The sequence below is a fragment of the Micromonospora sp. NPDC049559 genome (assembly GCF_040676675.1).
Classification (GTDB): Bacteria; Actinomycetota; Actinomycetes; order Mycobacteriales; family Micromonosporaceae; genus JBFAPK01.
This window is the reverse complement of record NZ_JBFAPK010000002.1, coordinates 232285-251992: the sequence shown is the minus strand read 5'-3', so window position 1 is coordinate 251992 and position 19708 is coordinate 232285. Positions and strand designations below refer to the sequence as shown.

General features: G+C 74.5%; 14 protein-coding genes. 11 read left to right on the top strand and 3 right to left on the bottom strand.

Annotation, left to right across the window (positions count from 1 at the left end):
• Positions 1–166 precede the first annotated feature (166 nt).
• The 7 genes from AB0J86_RS04245 to AB0J86_RS04215 all read left to right on the top strand — a co-directional run bounded on the left by AB0J86_RS04245 (position 167) and on the right by AB0J86_RS04215 (position 11781).
• Entirely contained in the window at positions 167–3331 is a 3165-nt protein-coding gene (locus AB0J86_RS04245; protein WP_363852294.1) for a DPP IV N-terminal domain-containing protein, read from the top strand.
• A gap of 203 nt (positions 3332–3534) precedes the next feature.
• The gene (locus tag AB0J86_RS04240; protein ID WP_363852291.1) at positions 3535–4581 is read left to right on the top strand and encodes a LacI family DNA-binding transcriptional regulator; all 1047 of its coding nucleotides are present in this window, start codon (positions 3535–3537) and stop codon (positions 4579–4581) included.
• 62 nt (positions 4582–4643) lie between these two features.
• A complete protein-coding gene (locus tag AB0J86_RS04235) occupies positions 4644–5885 on the top strand; it encodes an ABC transporter substrate-binding protein (protein WP_363852288.1) in 1242 nt (413 codons plus the stop codon).
• Between the two features lie 10 nt (positions 5886–5895).
• Positions 5896–6927, top strand: coding sequence for a sugar ABC transporter permease (locus AB0J86_RS04230; protein WP_363852285.1), 1032 nt, complete (start codon positions 5896–5898; stop codon positions 6925–6927).
• Entirely contained in the window at positions 6924–7751 is an 828-nt protein-coding gene (locus AB0J86_RS04225; RefSeq protein ID WP_363852282.1) for a carbohydrate ABC transporter permease, read from the top strand. The genes AB0J86_RS04230 and AB0J86_RS04225 overlap by 4 nt, the downstream gene beginning before the upstream one ends.
• Positions 7752–7777: 26 nt before the next feature.
• The gene (locus AB0J86_RS04220; protein ID WP_363852279.1) at positions 7778–9922 is read left to right on the top strand and encodes a TIM-barrel domain-containing protein; all 2145 of its coding nucleotides are present in this window, start codon (positions 7778–7780) and stop codon (positions 9920–9922) included.
• A gap of 35 nt (positions 9923–9957) precedes the next feature.
• Complete coding sequence (locus AB0J86_RS04215) at positions 9958–11781, top strand: hypothetical protein (RefSeq protein WP_363852277.1); 1824 nt, start codon at positions 9958–9960, stop codon at positions 11779–11781.
• 102 nt (positions 11782–11883) lie between these two features.
• On the opposite strand, the gene AB0J86_RS04210 is transcribed toward AB0J86_RS04215, so the two are convergent.
• Both AB0J86_RS04210 and AB0J86_RS04205 read right to left on the bottom strand, forming a co-directional pair.
• A complete protein-coding gene (locus AB0J86_RS04210; RefSeq protein ID WP_363852274.1) occupies positions 11884–13302 on the bottom strand; it encodes a hypothetical protein in 1419 nt (472 codons plus the stop codon).
• Positions 13299–13769 (bottom strand): hypothetical protein, encoded by a 471-nt coding sequence (locus AB0J86_RS04205; RefSeq protein WP_363852271.1) that lies wholly within the window; start codon positions 13767–13769, stop codon positions 13299–13301. Before AB0J86_RS04205 ends, AB0J86_RS04210 begins: the two co-directional genes overlap by 4 nt.
• 82 nt (positions 13770–13851) lie before the next feature.
• Here AB0J86_RS04205 and AB0J86_RS04200 point away from each other — a divergent pair, with 82 nt between their 5' ends.
• Positions 13852–14766 (top strand): copper resistance protein CopC, encoded by a 915-nt coding sequence (locus AB0J86_RS04200; protein ID WP_363852268.1) that lies wholly within the window; start codon positions 13852–13854, stop codon positions 14764–14766.
• A gap of 62 nt (positions 14767–14828) precedes the next feature.
• On the opposite strand, the gene AB0J86_RS04195 is transcribed toward AB0J86_RS04200, so the two are convergent.
• Positions 14829–16316 carry a PepSY domain-containing protein gene (locus AB0J86_RS04195; protein ID WP_363852265.1) on the bottom strand — a complete coding sequence of 496 codons (1488 nt, stop codon included), beginning with the start codon at positions 16314–16316 and terminating at the stop codon, positions 14829–14831.
• 182 nt (positions 16317–16498) lie between these two features.
• Here AB0J86_RS04195 and AB0J86_RS04190 point away from each other — a divergent pair, with 182 nt between their 5' ends.
• The 3 genes from AB0J86_RS04190 (at position 16499) to AB0J86_RS04180 (ending at position 19679) form a co-directional block, all read left to right on the top strand.
• On the top strand, positions 16499–17464 hold the full coding sequence (locus AB0J86_RS04190) for a GNAT family N-acetyltransferase (RefSeq protein ID WP_363852262.1): 966 nt from the start codon (positions 16499–16501) through the stop codon (positions 17462–17464).
• Positions 17461–18567, top strand: coding sequence for an o-succinylbenzoate synthase (gene menC / locus AB0J86_RS04185; protein WP_363852260.1), 1107 nt, complete (start codon positions 17461–17463; stop codon positions 18565–18567). Before AB0J86_RS04190 ends, menC begins: the two co-directional genes overlap by 4 nt.
• 119 nt (positions 18568–18686) lie before the next feature.
• The gene (locus AB0J86_RS04180; RefSeq protein ID WP_363852258.1) at positions 18687–19679 is read left to right on the top strand and encodes a winged helix-turn-helix domain-containing protein; all 993 of its coding nucleotides are present in this window, start codon (positions 18687–18689) and stop codon (positions 19677–19679) included.
• Positions 19680–19708: the final 29 nt, after the last annotated feature.

Below are 19708 nucleotides of genomic sequence, written 5' to 3'. Positions count from 1 at the left end.
CCCTGCGTGAGCGAGAAAGGGGGAGATGGTCGGGGTGAGCGTCCATCAGGCATCCGATGTTTTATCGGCAGGTTACGGATCGAACATCACCGAAACAAGACCGCGCCACCTCCCGCCGGCCGCCATTGATCGGTATTGTTCGATCAACGCTGCGACGGGAGGCACGATGACGGGCATCCGGAGGCGGGAACTTCTGGCGGGTACGGCCGGCGCGGTGACCCTGGCCGGCACCGGGGCCGCGACCGACGCGACCGACGCGGCCGGGGCGGCGCGGGCCGACAGCGCGGCGGACGCCTCCGGCGGCGGCCGGCCGGTACGACTGCGCGAGGGGACCGACGTCGCCGCCCAGCTCTCCCCGGACGGCAGGCTGATCGCCATCGACCTGGTCAGCGTCCTGTGGGTGCTGCCCGCGGCCGGCGGCCCGGCCCGGCGGCTCACCAGCGACCTCTTCGACATCGCCCAGCCGGACTGGGCCCCGGACGGATCGACGATCGTCTTCCAGTCCTACCGGGACGGCGTGTTCCACCTCTGGCTGATCCGGCCGGACGGGTCCGGGCTGCGCCAGCTCACCTCCGGCCCGTACGACCACCGCGAGCCGCGCTTCTCCCCGGACGGCCGGCGCGTCGCCTTCTCCTCGGACCTGTCCGGCAGCTACGGCATTCACCTGCTCGACCTGGCCAGCGGCGAGCGGACCACGGTCGCCGACGGCAGCGCGGAGGAGTACGAGCCGGCCTGGTCGCCCGACGGCGGGCGGATCGCCTTCGTCGTCGCCAACACCCGCCTCGACGTGGTCGACCTCGCCACCGGTGCCCGTACCACCGCCGTGTCCGCGCCGGCCGGGGCCGTCCTGCACAGCCCGGCCTGGACCCCGGACGGCCGCGAGCTGGTCTACCACCGGCTCCTCGACGGCCGCAGCGAGCTGTGGCGCGCCGACCGTCCCCTGGTGACCGGCGAGGACGCCTTCCCGTTCCGGGTCTCGTGGCGCGCCGACGGCGAGTTCCTCTACACCGCCGACGGCCGGATCCGCCGGCGCCGCCTCGACGGCGGTCGCCCGCACGACATCGGCTTCAGCGCGACCGTGACCGTGCTGACCCCGAGCTACCGCAAGCGGCGGCGGGACTTCGACTCGACGACGCCGCGGCCGGTCGTCGGCATCGGCAGCCCGGTGCTCGCGCCCGACGGTCGCCGGGTCGCCTTCCGCGCGCTCAACGACATCTACACCATGACGATCGGGGAGTCGCCCCGACCGCTCACCCGGGACCAGTGGTGGAAGTGCGACCCGGCCTGGTCGCCGGACGGGCGGCTGCTGGCGTACTCGACGGACCGGGGCGGCAAGCTGGACATCTGGCTGCGCGACCTGGACACCGGGGCGGACCGGCAGCTCACCAACCTGCCGGGCGCCGCCGCCGTCTCCGCGAGCTGGTCGCCCGACGGCGCCCGCCTGGCCTTCCTCGACCAGGACGGCGCCCTCCACACGGTCGAGGTCGGGACCGGGGAGGTGCGGCGGATCCTCGCGGCCACGTTCGAACCGGGCCGCCCCACCTGGTCGCCCGACGGCAACGTGATCGCGCTGGCCGCCATCCGGCCCTACTCGGCCCGCTACCGCGAGGGGCTGAGCACGATCCTGCTGGTCGACCGGCACACCGGCGCCGCCCGCTACGTCGAGCCGATGCCGCACCGCTCGATCCAGACCCGGGGCGACGACGGGCCGGTCTGGTCGCCGGACGGTCGGCGGATGGCGTTCGTGGTGGCCAGCGTGCTCTGGGTGGTCGACGTCCACCCCGACGGCACGTTCGCCGGTACGCCCCGGCAGCTGACCTCCGAGGTCACCGACGCGCCGAGCTGGAGCGGCGACTCCGCGCGGCTGCTGTACCTCAACAACGGGCGGCTGCGGTTGGTGCCCGTCACTGGCGGCGCGCCGCGGACCGTGCCGGTCGGTCTGAGCTGGACCAACAGCCGCCCCCGGGGCCGTACGGTGATCCGGGCCGGACGGTTCTGGGACGGCCGGGCCCGCACCCTGCGCGCGGACGTCGACGTGCTGGTCGACGGCCACCGGGTGGTCGCCGTCGAGGACTCCCGACCGGGTCGGGACGGCCGGATCGTCGACGCCCGCGACGGTGTGGTCATTCCCGGGCTGATCGACGCGCACCACCACCGGGAGATGCAGGGCTACGCGTACGGCGCCCGGCAGAACCGGCTCTGGCTGTCGCTCGGCGTCACCACCACCCGCTCGCCGGGCAGTCCCGCGTACCACATGGTCGAGGAGCGGGAGTCGGTGCAGTCCGGCGCCCGGATCGGGCCCCGGTACCTCGCCACCGGCGAGGCCGTGGACGGGGCCCGGATCTTCTACAACTTCATGCGCCCCACCTTCGACGAGGAGCAGTTGGCGCGGGAGTTGGAGCGCGCGGGCGCGCTCGACTACGACCTGATGAAGGCGTACGTGCGGCTGCCGGTCGCCTGGCAGCGCCGGGTGGTCGACTGGTCGCACCGGCACGGGGTGCACGCCAGCTCGCACTACCACTACCCGGCGTTCGCCCTCGGCAGCGACGGGATGGAGCACATCGGCGCGACCAACCGCTTCGGCTACTCCCGTACGGTCACCGCCCTCGGGGCCGGCTACCGCGACGTGATCGACATCTTCACGGCCTCCCGGGCCGCCCGCACGCCGACCCTCTTCGGCGCGAACACGCTGCTGCGGGAGGACACCTCGCTCGTCACCGACCGGCGGGTCCGGATCCTCTACCCCTCCTGGCAGTACGCCGCCCTCCAGGCCGCCGTGACCACCGCGCAGACCACCGACCAGACGGCGAACCGGCAGAACCTGGCCCGGCAGGTCGCCCAGGTCGCGGCGATGATCCGCGGTGGCGGCCGGGTGCTCACCGGCACCGACTCCCCGATCGCCTTCAACGCGGTCAGCCTGCACCTGAACCTGCGCGCGATGGTCGCGTACGGGCTGACCCCGTACGAGGCGCTGACCACCGCGACCCGGACGCCGGGGGAGTTCCTCGACGAGCCGATCGGGCAGCTCGCCCCGGGCCGGTACGCCGACCTCGTGGTCCTCGGCGGCGACCCGCTCGCCGACATCACCCAGGCCGCCAACGTCCGTCAGGTCATGGCCAACGGCATGCTGCACGGCGTCGACGAACTGCTCGCCCCGTTCGCGCCGGCGGAGCCGCCGGCCGGGGAGGGCGCCGCCGGGCGGGCGGTGAGCGCGGCGCCGGTCAGCCGGATGCTGCCGCCGTTGCCGGTCCACCCGGACAACGCGGGGTACTGGTGGCACGACCCGCACTACGTGCACGAGAGCCGGCACGCCTGCTGCGCGGAGGCCTGAGCGGGCGTTCGAGCGGGCCGCGCCCCTCGGCTCGCCGCGGGCGAGCCCGCTCGAACACCCCCTGCGCGCGACGTCGACACCGGCCCGGCCGGTCCGGTCACGGCGGGTGGCGGTCGGGCCGCCGGCCGTGGCCGGGCTCTTGTTGTGGCCGGGGTCTCATGTTACGTTCCCGCAGTCGAATCAGTTCGAAAGTGGGTGCGGCCGTGGCGGTGACGATCGCGGACGTGGCGCGGCACGCGGGCGTCTCCCGCAGCACCGTGTCGTACGTGCTCAGCGGCAACCGCTCGATCTCGGCCGAGACCATCGCCAAGGTCGAGCGGAGCATCGCCGCGCTCCAGTTCCGCCCGCACGCCGGGGCCCGCTCGATCCGTACCGGCCGGACCGGCGTGATCGCCATGGCCCTGCCGATGCTGCACGGCCCGCACAACCAGGTGCAGATGCCCTACGTCTGGGCCGCGCTCACCGCCTCCCAGGAGGCCGGGCTCAAGCTGCTGATGCTCACCGACGACGACGGCGAGACGGCGATCCGGGACGCGGTCGGCAGCGCGCTGGTCGACGGCGTGATGCTGATGGAGGTGCAGCGGCGGGACCCGCGGGTCGGGCTGCTGCGCTCGCTGAAGTGCCCGGCGGTGCTGGTCGGCACGCCCGACGACCCGGGCGGCCTGCCGTACGTGGACTTCGACTTCGCGCTCGGCGGCCGGCTCTGCGCCGAACACCTGCTGGAGCTCGGGCACACCGACGTCGGGTTCCTCGGACAGCCGGCGGAGACCTACCGGCGCGGGGTCGCGTACGCGGCGCACGCCCGGGACGGCGCGCTGGAGGCGCTGCGCCAGCGGGGCGCGCGGGCCGACTGGGAGGCGTGCGAACCCTCGCCCGACGGGGTCTCGGGCGCGCTGCGGGCGCTGCTGGAGCGCAACCCCGCGACCAGCGGCCTGATCGTCTACAACGAGTGGGCCCTGCCGCTGGTGCTCGACCGGCTGACCGCGCTGGGCCACCGGGTGCCACGGGACATCTCGGTCGTCGCGATCTGCCCGGACGACGCGGTCGACCAACTGCCCCGGCCGGTGACGTCGGTTTCGCTGCCGGTCGAGGCGCTCGCCCGTACGGCGGTGGAGCACCTGGCCGGCGCGATCAACGGCGACCGGCAGGCGCCCGTCACCATGCTCGCCCCGCGGCTGCGGCCCCGCGACACCACGGCCGCCTACCCCCGGCGCCGGGCACGGGGCGCGCGGGGAAACGTCCCTCGATAACCACCACCACTCGACGGTCGGTCGTGCCGGGCGACTGTCGAATCAATTCGAAAGGTCTGGCCATGAGGTTTCGCTCGACCCCGCCCGGCGGACACGGCCGCCGGGGCGCCCGCCTCGCCGCCGCGGCGCTGCTCCTGCTCCCGCTCGCCGGCTGCGGCGACAGCGGCGGCCCGGCGGGAGACGCCAACACGCTCACCGAGATCGACTACTACGACGCGGCGCCGCAGAACAGCGAGCTGCCCGCCCTGCTCGACCAGTGCGGCGCCCAGGCCGGCGTGCGGGTCCAGCACCAGCAGGTGCCCCGGGTCCAGTTCATGCCCAAGCTGCTGCAACAGGCGTCGGCGCGGACCCTGCCGGACCTCGCCCTCGTGGACAACCCCGACCTGGCGCAGCTCGCCGCCACCGGAGGGCTGGTCTCGCTCTCCGAGGCCGGGCTGAGTACCGAGGGGCTCTACCCGTCGATCGTCGCCGCCGGCCGGTACGAGGGGCAGACGTACGGCATCGCCCCCGGCGTCAACGGCCTCGCCCTCTACTACAACCAGGACCTGTTCCGCGACGCCGGGCTGACCCCGCCGAAGACCTGGACGGAGCTGACCAGCACGGCCAAGGCGCTGACCAAGGGGAACCGGTACGGCATCGCCTTCTCCGCCGTCGGTACCGAGGAGGGCAGCTTCCAGTTCGAGCCCTTTTTCTGGACCGCGGGCGCCAGCCTCAAGCGGCTCGACTCGCCGGAGGCGGTACGGGCGCTGACGCTCTGGAAGGACCTGGTCGCCTCCGGGTCGGCCTCCCGGTCGGTGGTGACCTGGACCCAGGCCGACATCAACGACCAGTTCCTGGCCGGCAACGCGGCCATGATGGTGAACGGGCCCTGGCAGCTGCCGACCCTCAACGCCACGAAGGACCTGCACTTCGGCATCGTCCCGATCCCGGTACCGACGCCGGACGCCAAGCCGGTGACCCCGCTCGGCGGTGAGGTCTGGACCGTCGGCCGGAGCACCCCCGAGCGGGAACGCAAGGCCGTGGCCGTGCTCAAGTGCCTGCTCGGCCAGGAGAAGAGCGCCGAATGGTCGGCCAAGGCCGGCTACATCCCGAGCAACACGGCGGCGGCCCGGCAACTGGCGGCGAGCAACCCGCAGCTGGCCCCCTTCGTCGAGGAGGTCGCCACCGCGCAGGCCCGTACCGCCGAACTCGGCACCGCCTACCCGAAGGTCAGCGAGGCCCTCTACAACGCCATCCAGGCCAGCCTGGCCGGTGGCAAGTCGCCGCAGCAGGCGCTGAGCGCCGCGCAGGGCTCGCTCGGCTAGGCGCGTACCGATGCCCGACACCACCACCTCCGCGCCCCTGGCCGTACCGGCGGCGCCGGTCGTCGGTACGGCGGCGGCCAGGCCGGAGCCGGCCGGGCGGCGCCGGAGCGCCCGCGCCCGCTGGGCCGGCCTCGCCTTCGTCCTCCCGGCCTGGCTCTACGTCGTGGCGTTCTACCTGTACCCGCTGCTCGGCAACGTCCGGATGAGCCTGCGGGACTACACGGTCCGTTCCTTCTACACCGGGGTGGCGCCCTTCGTGGGCTGGCAGAACCACCGGCTGGTCTGGGCGGACGACGCCTTCGCCGGGACCGTGCGCAACACCGTGCTCTTCACGGTCGGGTCGCTGTTCTTCCAGTTCTCGATCGGGCTGGCGCTGGCGGTCTTCTTCCGGCGGCGCTTCCCGCTCGGCGGCCTGCTGCGCTCCCTGCTGCTGGTGCCGTGGCTGCTGCCGCTGGTGGTGTCGGGCACCGCCTGGCGGTGGATCCTGGAGACGGACTCCGGCGTGCTCAACCAGACGCTGCTGGGGCTGCACCTGGTCGATCAGCCGGTGCCCTGGCTCGCCAGCACGGACCACGCGCTGCTCTCGGTCACGCTGGTCAACATCTGGGTCGGCATCCCGTTCAACATGGTCATCCTCTACGGCGGCCTCCAGGCCGTACCGGAGCACCTCTACGAGGCGGCCAGTCTCGACGGCGCGGGCCCCTGGCAGCGGTTCTGGCGGATCACGTTTCCGCTGCTGCGCCCGGTGACCGCGGTGGTGCTCACCCTCGGTCTCATCTACACCCTGAAGGTCTTCGACGTGATCATGGTGCTCACCCAGGGCGGCCCGGCCGACTCCTCGCAGACGCTCACGACGTACGCGTACGACCTGTCGTTCCAGCAGTTGGCGTTCGGGCGCGGCGCGGCCGTGGGGAACCTGCTGATCCTGGTGGCGGTGGTCTTCGCGTTCGTCTACCTGCGGGCCACCCGGGACGGCGGCTCACGGGACGGCGGCTCCCGGGACGGCGGCTCCCGGGCCCGCGCGGCCGGGCGGGCGCGATGAGGACGGCCCGGTCCCCGCGCCGCGCGCTGACCACGCTGGTCGGGGTGCTGATCCTCGCGGTGATGCTCTTCCCGCTGTACTGGATGGTCAACGCGTCGCTGCTCTCCTCGACCGAACTGGTCCGCAGCACCCCCACCTGGCTACCGCTGCACGGCACCCTGGCCGGCTACCGCAACGCGCTGGCCACCCAGGGCGGTCACCTGCTGGTCAGCCTCGGCGTCTCCCTCGGTACGGTCGCGCTGACCCTGCTGGTCTCGGTACCGGCGGCCTACGGCCTGGCCCAGCTCGCGGTGCCGGGCGGCCGGGCGCTGCTCTTCGCGCTGCTGGTCGCGCAGATGATCCCCGGGATCGTGATGGCCAACGCGTTCTACCTCGCGGGCAGCCAACTCCATCTGATCAACTCGCCGGTCGCGCTGGTGCTGGCCGACTCCACGCTCTGCGTACCGTTCGCGGTGCTGATCCTGCACGCCTTCATGCGCGGCCTCCCGCCGGAGCTGCGCGAGGCGGCCTCGATCGACGGCGCGTCGCGACTGCGCACGCTGCTCGCGGTGATCCTGCCGGCGAGCCGCAACGCGGTCATCACGGCGAGCCTCTTCTCGTTCCTCTTCGCGTGGGCGGACTTCCTCTACGCCGTGACGCTGACCAGCCGCGACGAGGCCGCCCCCGTCACGGTCGGCATCTACCGCTTCATCGGCGCCCACCTCAGCGACTGGAACAGCGTGATGGCCACCGGGGTCGTCGCGTCGCTGCCGGTCGCCGCCCTGCTCGTGCTCGCGCAACGCTACGTCGCCGCCGGCATCGCGGCCGGCGGCGTCAAGGACTGAACCCACCTGCCCCCGGGAGACACCCCTTGCCCCGTCCGTTCAGCCACTCCGCCACCCAGTTGACCTGGCGGAGTGGGCACCACCTGCTCACCGTCCAACCGTGGGGGCGCGACAGCGTACGGGTCCGCGCCGGTCTGCACCGCATCCTCGACGGCCTGCCCGGCGCGCTGGAGGACCCGCCCGCCCGCCCGGGCGACGCCGGGCCCGGCGGCGTCCCCGACGACGGCGTGCGCGTCGAGGTCGGCGACGAGAGCGCCACGCTTACCAACGGACTGCTGCGGATCACCGTCACGGCCGCCGACGGGCGCGTCACGGCGACCCGTACCGACACCGGGGCCGAGCTGCTCCGGGAGGAGCCGGCCCACGCGTGGTGGCCCGGCGCCCGGCACTTCGAGGCGGTCGGCGGCGGCCGGCACCGCATCGAGCAGCGGTTCGCCGCGTACGACGGCGAGCGCATCCACGGTCTCGGGCAGCACGGACACGGCCGGTTCGACCAGAAGGGGATGGTGCTCGACCTGCTGCAACGCAACGGCGAGGTGAGCATCCCGTTCGTCGTCTCCAGCCGCGGCTACGGGCTGCTGTGGAACAGCCCGGCGGTGGGGCGGGTCGAGTTCGCGGCCAACGGTACGCGCTGGGTCGCCGACCGGGCCCGGCAGCTCGACTACTGGCTGACCACCGGCGAGACGCCGGCCGCGATCCTGTCGCACTACGCCGACGCCACCGGGCACGCGCCCCGGCTGCCGGACTGGGCCTCCGGTTTCTGGCAGAGCAAGCTGCGCTACACCGACCAGGCGGAGCTGCTCGCCGTGGCGCGCGAGTACGCCGAGCGCGGCCTGCCCCTGGCCGTCATCGTCGTCGACTACCTGCACTGGCGGCACCTCGGCGACTGGAGCTTCGACGAACGGTCCTGGCCGGACCCGGCGGAGCTGGTGCGGCGGCTGCGGGAGACCGGGGTGGAGCTGGCCGTCTCGGTCTGGCCCTCGGTGAGCCCGCTCTCGGCCAACTACGCCCCGATGCGCGACGCCGGTCTGCTGGTCGCCACCGACGCCGGCGCCCCGGTGCACGGCGACTGGCCGGACGGCGACGCGGCCGGCGACATCGGGGTGGCCTTCTACGACGCGACCGACGGGCGCGCCCGCGACTACCTCTGGGAGCAGCTGCGGCGCAACTACCACCGGTACGGCATCCGGGCCTTCTGGCTCGACGCCTGCGAACCGGAGATGCGCCCCGGCCACCCGCACAACCTCGGCTACGCGGCGGGCCCCGGCGCGGAGGTGGCCAACCTCTACCCGCGCGAGCACGCCCGCGGCCTCTACGAGCACCTGCGCGCGGCCGGCGAGACCGAGGTGCTGTCGCTGGTGCGGTCGGCCTGGGCCGGCTCCCAGCGGTACGGGGTCGCCCTCTGGTCGGGCGACATCCCCGCCACCTTCGAGGCGCTGGCCGCGTCGGTGCGCGCCGGCCTCAACGTCGCCATGAGCGGCATCCCCTGGTGGACCACGGACATCGGCGGGTTCCACGGCGGCGACCCCGACGACCCGGCGTACCGGGAACTGGTCGTCCGCTGGTTCCAGTTCGGCGCCTTCTGCCCGCTGTTCCGCCTGCACGGCCACCGCGAGCCGCGCGGCAGCCGCAGCTGGGTCGGTGACACCGGCGGCCCGAACGAGGTCTGGTCCTTCGGCGACGAGGCGTACCGGGCGATGACCCGGATGCTCCGGCTGCGCGAGCGGTTGCGGCCGTACCTGCACCGGCACCTGCGGGACGGAGAGCGGACCGGGCTGCCGCTGCTGCGACCGCTGCTGCTGGAGTTCCCCGACGACGAGACCGCGAGCCGGATCGAGGACCAGTTCCTCTTCGGCCCCGACCTGTTGGTGGCACCCGTGCTGGCCCTGGGCGCCCGGCGGCGACGGGTGTACCTGCCGGCCGGCGCGGCCTGGACGCACACCGACAGCGGCACCCGCTACGACGGCGGCGCCTGGGTCACGATCGACGCGCCGCTGGACCGGATCCCGCTCTTCGTCCGCGACGACGCGCGCCTGCCCGTCGACCCGGACGACGACCCGGCGCACCCGACCGAGCCGGCCGACCCGCGGGCCGGCACGGGCACGGCGGCCGGCGTCGCGGACCCCCGGCCCACCGACCCGGAGACGGCACCACCGCACCACCACCGATAGCGCACCAACTCCCGTCCCCCGAAGGAGAAGGTCAGATGTCCCAGCCCGTACCCCCGCCGGACCGCCCCGCCCAGCCCCCCACGCAGCCCCGGCCGAGCGGCCGGCGGTGGCTCGCCGCCGTCGCCGCGCTCGGCGTCGCCGCGCTGGCCGTACCGCTGCTGCTGCCGGCCGCGCCGGCGGACGCGGCGGACAGCACCGTCACCGTCGACGTCTCCCGGCCCGGCAAGGTGCCGACCCGGGCCGGCGCCGGCTTCCTCTACGGTCTCAACCAGGACGGCTCCGGGCCCGCCGACAGCCTGCTCGAACCGTTGCGGCCGACCCTGTTCCGCGGCGGCGGCGCCCGGCTGGCCGGCCACGGCTGGCTCGGCGACGGCTACCGGGCCGGTACCGGCTACCGGACCCGCATCACCTCGGCGCTGGCCCAGGCCCGCCGGGTCACCGGCGCGCCCTACCAGGCGACGTACCACCTGCTCGTCTCCGACCTCTGGGGCGCCGACACCGAACAGCCCGCGAACACGGTCTACCCCTGCGAGAACGGCGACTGCGCCAACTGGCGTACCTTCGTCGGGCAGGTGGTCAGCGACGTGCGCGCCTCCGGCCTGCGGGTCCGCTACGACATCTGGAACGAGCCGGACGGCATCGGCTTCTGGCCCCGGGGCGTCAACAGCGCCCAGTACTACCAGATGTGGAACACCGCCGTGTCGGAGATCCGCCGCCTCGACCCGGGCGCGACCATCGTGGGGCCCTCCTACAGCGGCTACAACCACGCCTGGCTGAACGACTGGCTGGGCCGCACCAGGGCCGACGGCACCCTGCCGAACGTACTGAACTGGCACTTCGGCACCGACCCGGCGGCGGACGCGGCCGACGCCGCCGCGCTGCTGGCCGCGCACGGGATCGCCCCGATGCCGCTGACCATCGACGAGTACCTCTTCGCGCCGCAGCAGAACCCCGGCTACCTGGCCTGGTTCCTGGACCGGCTCGCGGTCTCGGACGTCTCCGCGGCGGCGCACGCCATCTGGTCGGACTGCTGCGTGGCCGGCACGCTCGCCGGGGTCCTCACCGCCGACCAGCGGCCGACCGGGCAGTGGTGGGTGTACCGCGCCTACGCCCGGATGACCGGCAACCTGGTCGCGACCACGAACGGCAACGGCGTGGCGGTCGCCGCCGCGCTCGACCAGGGCCAGCGCCAGCTGGTCGCGCTGCTCGGCAACGCCTCCGGACAGACCGGCACCACCACCGTACGGGTGAACGGGCTGGCCGCGACGCCGTGGCTGCTCAACAACGGCGCGGTACGCGTCACCGTCGAGCGCATCCCCGACCAGAGCCCGCTGACCGGGCCGGTGACCGTCTTCGCCGGCAACCTCACGGTCGTCGACGGGGCGGTCAGCGTACCGGTCAACCACGTCTCGGGCACCGACGCGTACTCGATCACCGTCACCCCGGCCGGCGCCGGCACGGTGACGGTGGACGCCAACACCACCGGCACCGGCCTCAACCAGTTCCAGTACGGCGCGAACTGGGGGCTGACCACGGGGGTGCCGGACATGTACAACGGCACCGCCAACTGGAGCTACGTCGGCGGCGCCACGGCCACCTTCCGGTTCTCCGGCAACCAGGTGGTGCTCTACGCGGTACGCGACGTCGACCAGGGCCGGATGACCGTCTCGGTGGACGGCGGGGCGGCCCAGACGGTCGACAACTACGCCCCGAGCCGCAACGCCTCCGGCGCGGTCTGGACCAGCCCGGTCCTGCCGTCGGGCCCGCACACCGTCACGATCGTCAACACCGGTCAGCACAACCCGGCGAGCCGGGGCGACAACATCGCGCTCGACCGCGCCGACGTACGGCAGAACTGAGCGGTACCCCCGGTGCCGGGTCCGTACCGCGGACCCGGCACCGTCGCCGCGCCGGACCTACCCGCCGCCTGAGCTGTCCGCCGCCGCTGCCGCGCCGGGGAACTAGCCGCTGAAGAGCAGCAGCAGGCCCGCCACCGTGTAGGTCACCATCAGGACCAGCAGCGGCACCTGTCCGCGTACGGCCCGGTCGCGCGGGAAGAGCCGCAGGGCGCGGTCGTGCGCGAGGACGGTACCGATCAGGTGCCCGAGGACGATCACGGTGATCTGTAGCGCGGCGACCCCGTCCGGGGTGATCAGTCCGGTCCGGACCGTCCAGTTCGCCGTGCCGAGCCAGTTCGCCCCGGTGTCGAGCGGGTCGGAGAGCAGGGCGACGGTCCGCTGCCCCTCCAGCACCAGCAGCGAGTAGTAGTGCGCGACGAGATAGCCGGTGGCGATCGGCACGATCGAGTGGGCCAGCTCGCCGGGTGTGTGCGGGGCCGGGGCGTCCGCGCGTCGCCCGGCGGCCCGGGTAGCCGCCAGGTACGCCGCCGCGACCAGGCCGATGACGGCGACCAGCCCGCCGGTGCCGGTGAGCACCGGCGGGAGCCCGTTCTCCTGGGTGAACCGCAGCCAGAACGGCGCGTTGGACATGCTGTCGTACATGGTCGAGCCGAGCAGGATCACGACGGCGGCGACCAGTCCGGGCGCGGCGGCCAGGGCGGCGATGCCGTCGAGCGGGTTGCGCCAGACCAGTACGCCGTCGGCGCGCCGGCCGACCACCGCGAGCCGGCCGACGAGGCCGCTGAGGACCTCGAACGCGTCACCCCGGTCGAACCAGGCCGCGCCGTACGCGACGGCGCCGGCGAGCATCGCGGTCGCGTAGCCGGCGAGCCAGGCACCGATGACCGGCAGCGTGGCCCGCTCGGGCGCGACCAGTTCCAGCCAGACGAACGCGAACAGCCCGACGGCCGCCGGCCAGTAGCCGAGCCGGACGGGCAGCGGCCGGAGCCCGGCGGCGGGGTCGCGGCGCAGCGCGCGTACGGCGAGCAGGTGCACGGTACGCAGCGGGTTCAGTGCCCGCCAGACCGGTCCGAACAGCAGCGACGCCGGTACGAGCCCGACCCAGAAGAGCACGTAGAACGCGCCGGCCGTCGGGTTGTCGGCGGTGTCCGGACCGGCGACGAGCCCGACGCAGAACCAGCCGGCCAGCGCGAGGCCGAGCGCGCGCAGCGCCCAGGCCCAGCCGGGCGAGCCGACGAGGCGGGCCAGGGCGTCCGGCACCGGGCGGCCGGCCGCGCCGTCGGCGTCGAGGCGCGCCTGCCGCCAGTGCGCCCCGAGCGCGAGGAACGAGATGACCAGCGCGAGAGCGGCGCCGACGACCAGTTCGGTCAGGGAGATGGGCAGGTCCTGCCGGCCGCCCACCCCGTGCGCCAGCGCGGGGATCTCCCCGCCGGGCGGGGCCGCCACGGGGGTCGCGGTCGTCGCGTGCGCCACGGTCGCGGCGTGCGGCGCCGCCGCCGTCGCGTACGTTCCGGTCGTCATCGGACGACGAGCTGGAAGAGCACGAGGTGGGTCTCGTGCGTCTCGACCTCGAACAGGCCGGTCCTGTCGGTCCGGAACTCGATCGAGGCCGGCTTCCCGGCCGGCAGCTTCGCGCTCAGGTCGTAGCCGTGCACGTGCAGTTCGTCGGCGACGTCGGAGGTGACGGTGACGCGTACCAGGTTGCCCTTGGCGACCTGGACCCGGCCGGTCGGCGGGGTGACCTTCTTCCTGGCGACCGTGACGGTGATCTCCTTGTCGACGGCCGGGGTGGCGGCCGGCGGCGGGCTCGCCGGGGCGGCCGTCGGGGTGGGCGCGTCACCGGCCGGGGTCGCGGTGGCGGCGGCCGAGGTCGGGCCGGCGCTCGGTGCCGCGGGACCGGCCGGTTCGTCGCCGCACGCGGCGAGCGTGGCGATCAGCGTGGCGGCGGCGAGGGCGAGGCGCCCGCGCCGGAGGGCGTCGATCGTCATGTGCATCCTTCGGTACGCGGTGGGGACGGGTACGCGATTGTCGCGTCTTGTGGCGGCGTCGGGAAGTGGAGATCATGGATCGATGCGATCGACCCTCGCCTCTGTCGGCCGGCGGGCCGCGCGTACGCTCGTGGTCTGCCTGCTGGCCGGCGTCGCCCTCGCGGTCACCGGTTCGTCCGCGTCGGCCCACGGGCAGCTCGCGATGTCGAAGCCGGTCAAGGACAGCACGGTGACCGCGCCGCTGAAGCAGCTGGAGCTGTACTTCACCGAGCAGCCCGCGTCCAACGCCCACTTCACGGTCACCGCCCCCTCCGGCGCGCGGGTCGACGCGGGCTGGACCTCCGGACAGCCGCAGCGGCTGGACCAGCCGGTGCAGGAGTACTTCCTGGTCAACGGCAAGTTCGAGCCGAGGGTCTACAACATGGGCTTCCCGGCGATGCTGACCGTCTCGCACTGGCCGGAGAAGGGCACCTACTCCGCCACGTACCTCTCGGTCGCCTCGGACGGCGAACCGGTGCGGGGCACGGTGAGCTTCCGGTACGACGGGCCGGTCGGCGCGGCGCCGGCCGGCTGGGTACCGCCGAACAACGGTCCGTCCGAGACGCTGCTGCGCGCGGTCGAGGGCGGCCACGACACCGGCCCGGACCCGACGACCGGGCCGACCGCGAGCCCCGCCGCGACCGGCGGCAACGCGTCGAAACCGGCCGCCGACTCCGGTGGCAGCCCGCTGCCCTGGCTGCTGCCCGCGCTGCTCGTGGTGGCGGCGGCCCTCGTCGTCCTCGCCGCCGCGCGGAAAAAGCCGGCGGCGGCACCGGTACGCGGCCCGAAGACCACCGGCCGGGCGGCACAGGGCAAAGACCGGGCGGCACAGGGCAAAGACCGGGCGGCACAGGGCAGCGACCGGGCGGCGCCGTCGGCGCGGGCGGGCACGGCCAAGCGGCGCGGCGGCGGCAAGGCCGCCGGACCGCGGAAGGGCACCTCGACCCGGCGGCGCTGACCCCGGCCGGTCGGGGCGGCTCGGAACCCCTTCGTCCATCCGTGGCGCTGCCGGGTACGGGCTCAGCGGCCGGCGGGGGCCGGGGAGGTGGGCACGGCCCGACCGGTGCGCCTGCGGCGCAGCCCGCCGACGACGAGGTCGACGGCGAGGAAGGCCAGCAGGGGCAGGCCGAACAGCGGCAGCGCCCAGCCGAGGGCGACGACCAGCGGCACGCCGCCGAGGACCGCCCAGGTGGGCAGGCGTTCCCACGCGCCGGGGCCGACCGGCGGCGCACCGACGAGCGCCCCGCGCCCGGTGCGGGTGGGGCGCCGCTGCCACCACATCCGGTAGCCCCAGACGACCACGCAGAGCAGCCCGAGGGCCAGCGCGGCGAGCAGGACCTGGTTGACCGGCCCGAAGAGCCGGGCCATGTGGGCGCTGACGCCGAGACTGCTCAGCTTCGCCAGCAGCGGCCAGTCGGCGAAGTCGCTGCGGGCGAGCAGCGTACCGGCGGCCGGATCGATGACGGCGCGGTCCTTGCGTACCGGCCAGGCGTCGTCGACCTGCTCCACCGTCCAGGCCGAGGACGCGTCCGCCGGCGGGGCGATCTCCACGGGGCCGGTGAGCCCGTGCTCGCGGGCGATCCGCAGCACCCGCTCGACGGCGGCCGGGTCCGCGACGACGGCCGGGGCGGCGCCCGCGCCGTCGTGGTGCCCGCCCCCGGCGGCCGGCGCCGGGGCGCCGGTCAGGGCGGTGGAGAGCGTCGGGGTGCGCGCGTCGAGCGCGTCCAGGGCGCTGCCGAAGTTCGCCCCGGCGTACCGCGACCAGGTCAGGCCGGTCGCGGAGAGGAAGAGCAGCCCGACCACGAGCCACGCGCCCGTGCTGGCGTGCCAGCCCCGGGTGCGCCGTACGCCCCGGCGCGCGGACAGCTCGGGCAGCAGCAGGCGGCGCAGCCTCGCCCGGCCGTCGCGCTGGCGGCGCCACCACAGCGCCAGCCCGCCCAGGGCGAGGAGCCAGAGCCAGCTCGCCGCGATCTCCGAGTAGTGCCGGCCGACCGCGCCGAGGTGCAGGTTGCGGTGCAGGTCGTCGAACCAGGTCCGGACCGGCGTGTACCCGAACCAGGTCGTCAGCGTGCCCCGGACCTCGGCCGTGTACGGGTCGACGTAGACGCTGTGCTGCCGCTCGCCCAGCTCCGGCAGGGAGAAGACGACCTGGGTGGTGGCGCCGGCCTCGCCGGGAGCGACGTAGGCGAGGGTGCCCTCGGGGTGGGCGGCCCGGGCCGCGGCGACCTGCTCGGCGAGCGGGCGCGCCGGCCGCCCGTCCGCCGCCGCGCGCAACTCCCGGTCGTAGAGCAGGCCGTCGAGCTGCGGGGTGAGCGTGTAGGCCAGCCCGGTCAGCGCCGCGACCACCAGGAACGGCGCGACCAGGACACCGGCGTAGAAGTGCAGCCGCAGCAGCAGCGGCGCCAGCCCCGACGGCCGGCGCGGCGCCGGGGGCGGTGCCGGCTGCCCGGCGGGCTTTTCCGCCGGTACGGGACTCGGCCGGGCGGCCTCGTCGGAGGTGACGGACATGGGTTTCCCCGATCGGGCTCGCGGCCAGCGCGCCGGGGGCGGGCGCGCACTGGACCGGTGGACGTGGGCAGAAGGAGACGCACGGGTCTGCACACCACTAGTCGGGCGGGACGGCGCCCTGGTTCCCGTGCCAGGATGTCGTCCGCGAGATCGACGACGAGCCGGCGGCGGGAATGCGGACCATGGACGGAAACGATCTGGACCGGGCGAGGACCGCCCGCGCGGCCGCGACCCGGGCCGCCGCACGCTCCGGCGTACGGGTACGCGCGCTGGCGTCGCTGGCGGAGACGCTCGCCTGTGAGCGGCTCCTCGCCGAGGTGTGGCGTACCGGCGCGGACCATCCGCCGCTCGCGGCCGACGTGATCCAGGCGCTGGCCGACGCGGAGAACTACGTGGCCGGCGCGTTCGAGGCGGTGGCGCCCGGCGACCGCCTGCTCGGCGCCTGCGTCGGCTTCTGGGGCCCGCCCGGGCGACCCCGGATGCACAGCCACATCGCGGGGGTCCACGACGCGGTGCGCGGGCGCGACGTCGGCTTCGCGCTCAAGCTGGACCAGCGGGCCGCCGGGCTCGAACACGGCATCACCGAGATCACCTGGACCTTCGACCCGCTCGTGGCCCGCAACGCCCACTTCAACCTGCGCAAGCTCGGCGGCTCGGCGGACACCTACCTGGTCGACCACTACGGACAGATGGTGGACGGGCTGAACGGGACCGACCCGACCGACCGGCTCGTCCTCCGCTGGGACCTGGCGGGGGAGCGGACCCACCGGGCCTGCGACGAGGCCCTGCCGCCCGAACCCGGAGCGCCCGACATCGGGGCGCCCGAGCGCCGGCTGCCCCGATCCGGATCGTTCGAGCCCGGAGCGCCCGAGCGCCGGCTGCCCCGATCCGGATCGCCGGTGCCGCCGCCGGCCCTGCTCGCCGCCGACGGTGACCGGCCGCGCCACCGGCCGGTCGACGCCGAGCGGGTCCTGGTGGCCGTACCCCGGGACATCGAGACGCTCCGGCGGCGGAACCCGACCGCGGCCCGGGAGTGGCGGCTGGCCGTGCGCGAGGTGCTCGTTCCGCTGCTGGCCGGCGGGGCCCGGCTCGTCGACTTCGACCGGGCGGCCAGCGGCTACGTCGTCGCCCTCGGGGAGCCCCGATGAGGATCGAGCGGGTCGCCCTGTACCGCGTCGCCATGCCGCTGGTGAGCCCGTTCCGGACCTCGCTCGGCACCGAGTACGAGCGCTCGGCGCTGCTGGTGCGGCTGACCACGCCCGAGGCCGAGGGCTGGGGGGAGTGCGTGGCGGGCGCCGATGCCAGCTACTCCTCCGAGTACGTCGAGGGGGCCGAGGACGTGCTGCGCCGACACCTGGTGCCCGCCCTGCTCGCCGCCGGCACGGTCACCGCGCCCGCGGTGGCGCCGCTGCTGGCCGGGGTCAAGGGGCACCGGATGGCGAAGGCGGCGCTCGAGATGGCCGTGCTCGACGCGGAGCTGCGTACCCACGGCATGTCCTTCGCCGCCGGCCTCGGCGCGGTCGCGGACCACGTGCCCAGCGGTGTCTCCGTCGGGATCATGGATTCGGTCCCGGAGCTGCTCGACGCGGTCGCCGGCTACCTGGACCAGGGCTACGTCCGGATCAAGCTCAAGATCGAGCCCGGCTGGGACGTCGAACCCGTGCGGGCGGTACGCGAGCGCTTCGGCGACGACGTGCTGTTGCAGGTCGACGCGAACACCGCGTACGCGCTGCGCGACGCCCGCCACCTCGCCCGCCTCGACCCGTTCGACCTGCTCCTGATCGAGCAGCCGCTCGACGAGGAGGACGTACGCGGACACGCCGAGCTGGCGCGGCGCATCCGTACCCCGGTCTGCCTCGACGAGTCCGTGGTGTCGGCGCGCTCCGCCGCCGACGCCATCGCGCTGGGCGCCTGCCAGATCGTCAACATCAAGCCGGGGCGGGTCGGGGGCTACCTGGAGGCCCGCCGCATCCACGACGTCTGCGCCGCCAACGGGGTCCCGGTCTGGTGCGGCGGAATGCTGGAGACCGGCCTCGGCCGGGCCGCCAACGTGGCGCTGGCCGCCCTGCCCAACTTCACGCTGCCCGGCGACGTCTCGGCCTCCGACCGTTTCTACACCACCGACCTCACCGAGCCGTTCGTGCTGCGCGACGGCGGCCTCGACGTCCCCGCCGGCCCGGGACTCGGCGTCGCGCCGCTGCCGGACGTCCTGGCCGAGGTCACCCGCTCGGTGGCGGAGCTGCGCGGGTAGTCCCCGTCCGGACCGGCGGACCGCGTCCCCGCCTTCCCCGTCGAGGCGTTTGGCAAGTGGCGCGGCTAGTCCGGTATCGCAGATTTCCTTCCGAGCGGGTACGCGAAGGGGAGTAGCAGGTGTTGAGAATCCACTTCACCGTGGACGACGTCGCCCGGACGAGGCTCGCGCCCGGCCCCGCACCGCTGTGGGAGGCGATGCTGAGCCTGAACCGGCTGCGTCGGCGGGGTGGAGCGGCGGTGTTCGACGCCTGGCGGGGGCGGGCACGCCGGGTCCTGCCCGCCACCACCCGCATGCTGACCGACCTGGCGCCGGCCACCGGCTACTCGGTCGACTTCCTCACGCCATACCCGGCGTCGACGAGTCTCACGGTCATGCTGGAGCAGCTGCGCAACACCCCGCTGCCGCGGATCCGCCGGGACCTGTTCGAGCTGTGCCGCCAACACCGGATGCAGACCCTGCCCCGCTGGACCCGGTCGCTGCTGACCGGGACCACCGAGTCCGTCACCCAGCTCGCCCTGGCCGCCCAGCGGTACTTCGACGCCTGCCTGGCCCCCTACTGGACCCGGGTCCAGGCACAGGTCGAGCGGGATCGCGCGCGGCGGTGCCGGACCCTGCTCGCCCGGGGATGGCAGGAGGTGCTGGCCACGCTGCACCCCTCGGCCCGCTGGCACGGCGGCACGCTGGAGGTGGCGTGTCCCTTCGACCACGAGATCCGGCTCGACGGTCGGGGGCTCCTGCTACAGCCCTCCTTCTTCTGCTGGGGCGCCCCGACCACGTTGCTGGACCCGGAGCTGCCCCCGCAGCTGGTCTATCCCATCGAGCACAGCTTCGACTGGCTGACCTGCGAGACCGGCGGCTCGCACGACGCGCTGGTCACGCTGCTGGGACGGACCAGGGCGAACGTGCTGGAGGCCATCGCGGAATGCGACTGCTCCACCACCGAGCTGGCCCGGCGGCTGGAGCTGCCGGCACCGACGGTGAGCCGGCAGGCGACGATCCTGCGGGAGGCGAACCTCATCAGCAGCCAGCGGCACGGCCAGGTGGTGCTGCACGCGGTGACCCCGGTCGGCAGCTTTCTGCTCGACGGTCAGGACGCGCCGGCCACGTAGCCGGGTACCGGCCCGGGCCGGTACCCGGC

What these genes read in the sequence shown, in the direction of transcription:
- AB0J86_RS04195 (WP_363852265.1), bottom strand. Translation starts at nt 16,316, where the DNA reads ATGTCCGTCACCTCCGACGAGGCCGCCCGGCCGAGTCCCGTACCGGCG.
- AB0J86_RS04210 (WP_363852274.1), bottom strand. Translation starts at nt 13,302, where the DNA reads ATGACGACCGGAACGTACGCGACGGCGGCGGCGCCGCACGCCGCGACC.
- AB0J86_RS04190 (WP_363852262.1), top strand. Translation starts at nt 16,499, where the DNA reads ATGGACGGAAACGATCTGGACCGGGCGAGGACCGCCCGCGCGGCCGCG.
- AB0J86_RS04215 (WP_363852277.1), top strand. Translation starts at nt 9,958, where the DNA reads ATGTCCCAGCCCGTACCCCCGCCGGACCGCCCCGCCCAGCCCCCCACG.
- AB0J86_RS04245 (WP_363852294.1), top strand. Translation starts at nt 167, where the DNA reads ATGACGGGCATCCGGAGGCGGGAACTTCTGGCGGGTACGGCCGGCGCG.
- AB0J86_RS04205 (WP_363852271.1), bottom strand. Translation starts at nt 13,769, where the DNA reads ATGACGATCGACGCCCTCCGGCGCGGGCGCCTCGCCCTCGCCGCCGCC.
- AB0J86_RS04235 (WP_363852288.1), top strand. Translation starts at nt 4,644, where the DNA reads ATGAGGTTTCGCTCGACCCCGCCCGGCGGACACGGCCGCCGGGGCGCC.
- AB0J86_RS04225 (WP_363852282.1), top strand. Translation starts at nt 6,924, where the DNA reads ATGAGGACGGCCCGGTCCCCGCGCCGCGCGCTGACCACGCTGGTCGGG.
- AB0J86_RS04200 (WP_363852268.1), top strand. Translation starts at nt 13,852, where the DNA reads ATGCGATCGACCCTCGCCTCTGTCGGCCGGCGGGCCGCGCGTACGCTC.
- menC (WP_363852260.1), top strand. Translation starts at nt 17,461, where the DNA reads ATGAGGATCGAGCGGGTCGCCCTGTACCGCGTCGCCATGCCGCTGGTG.
- AB0J86_RS04230 (WP_363852285.1), top strand. Translation starts at nt 5,896, where the DNA reads ATGCCCGACACCACCACCTCCGCGCCCCTGGCCGTACCGGCGGCGCCG.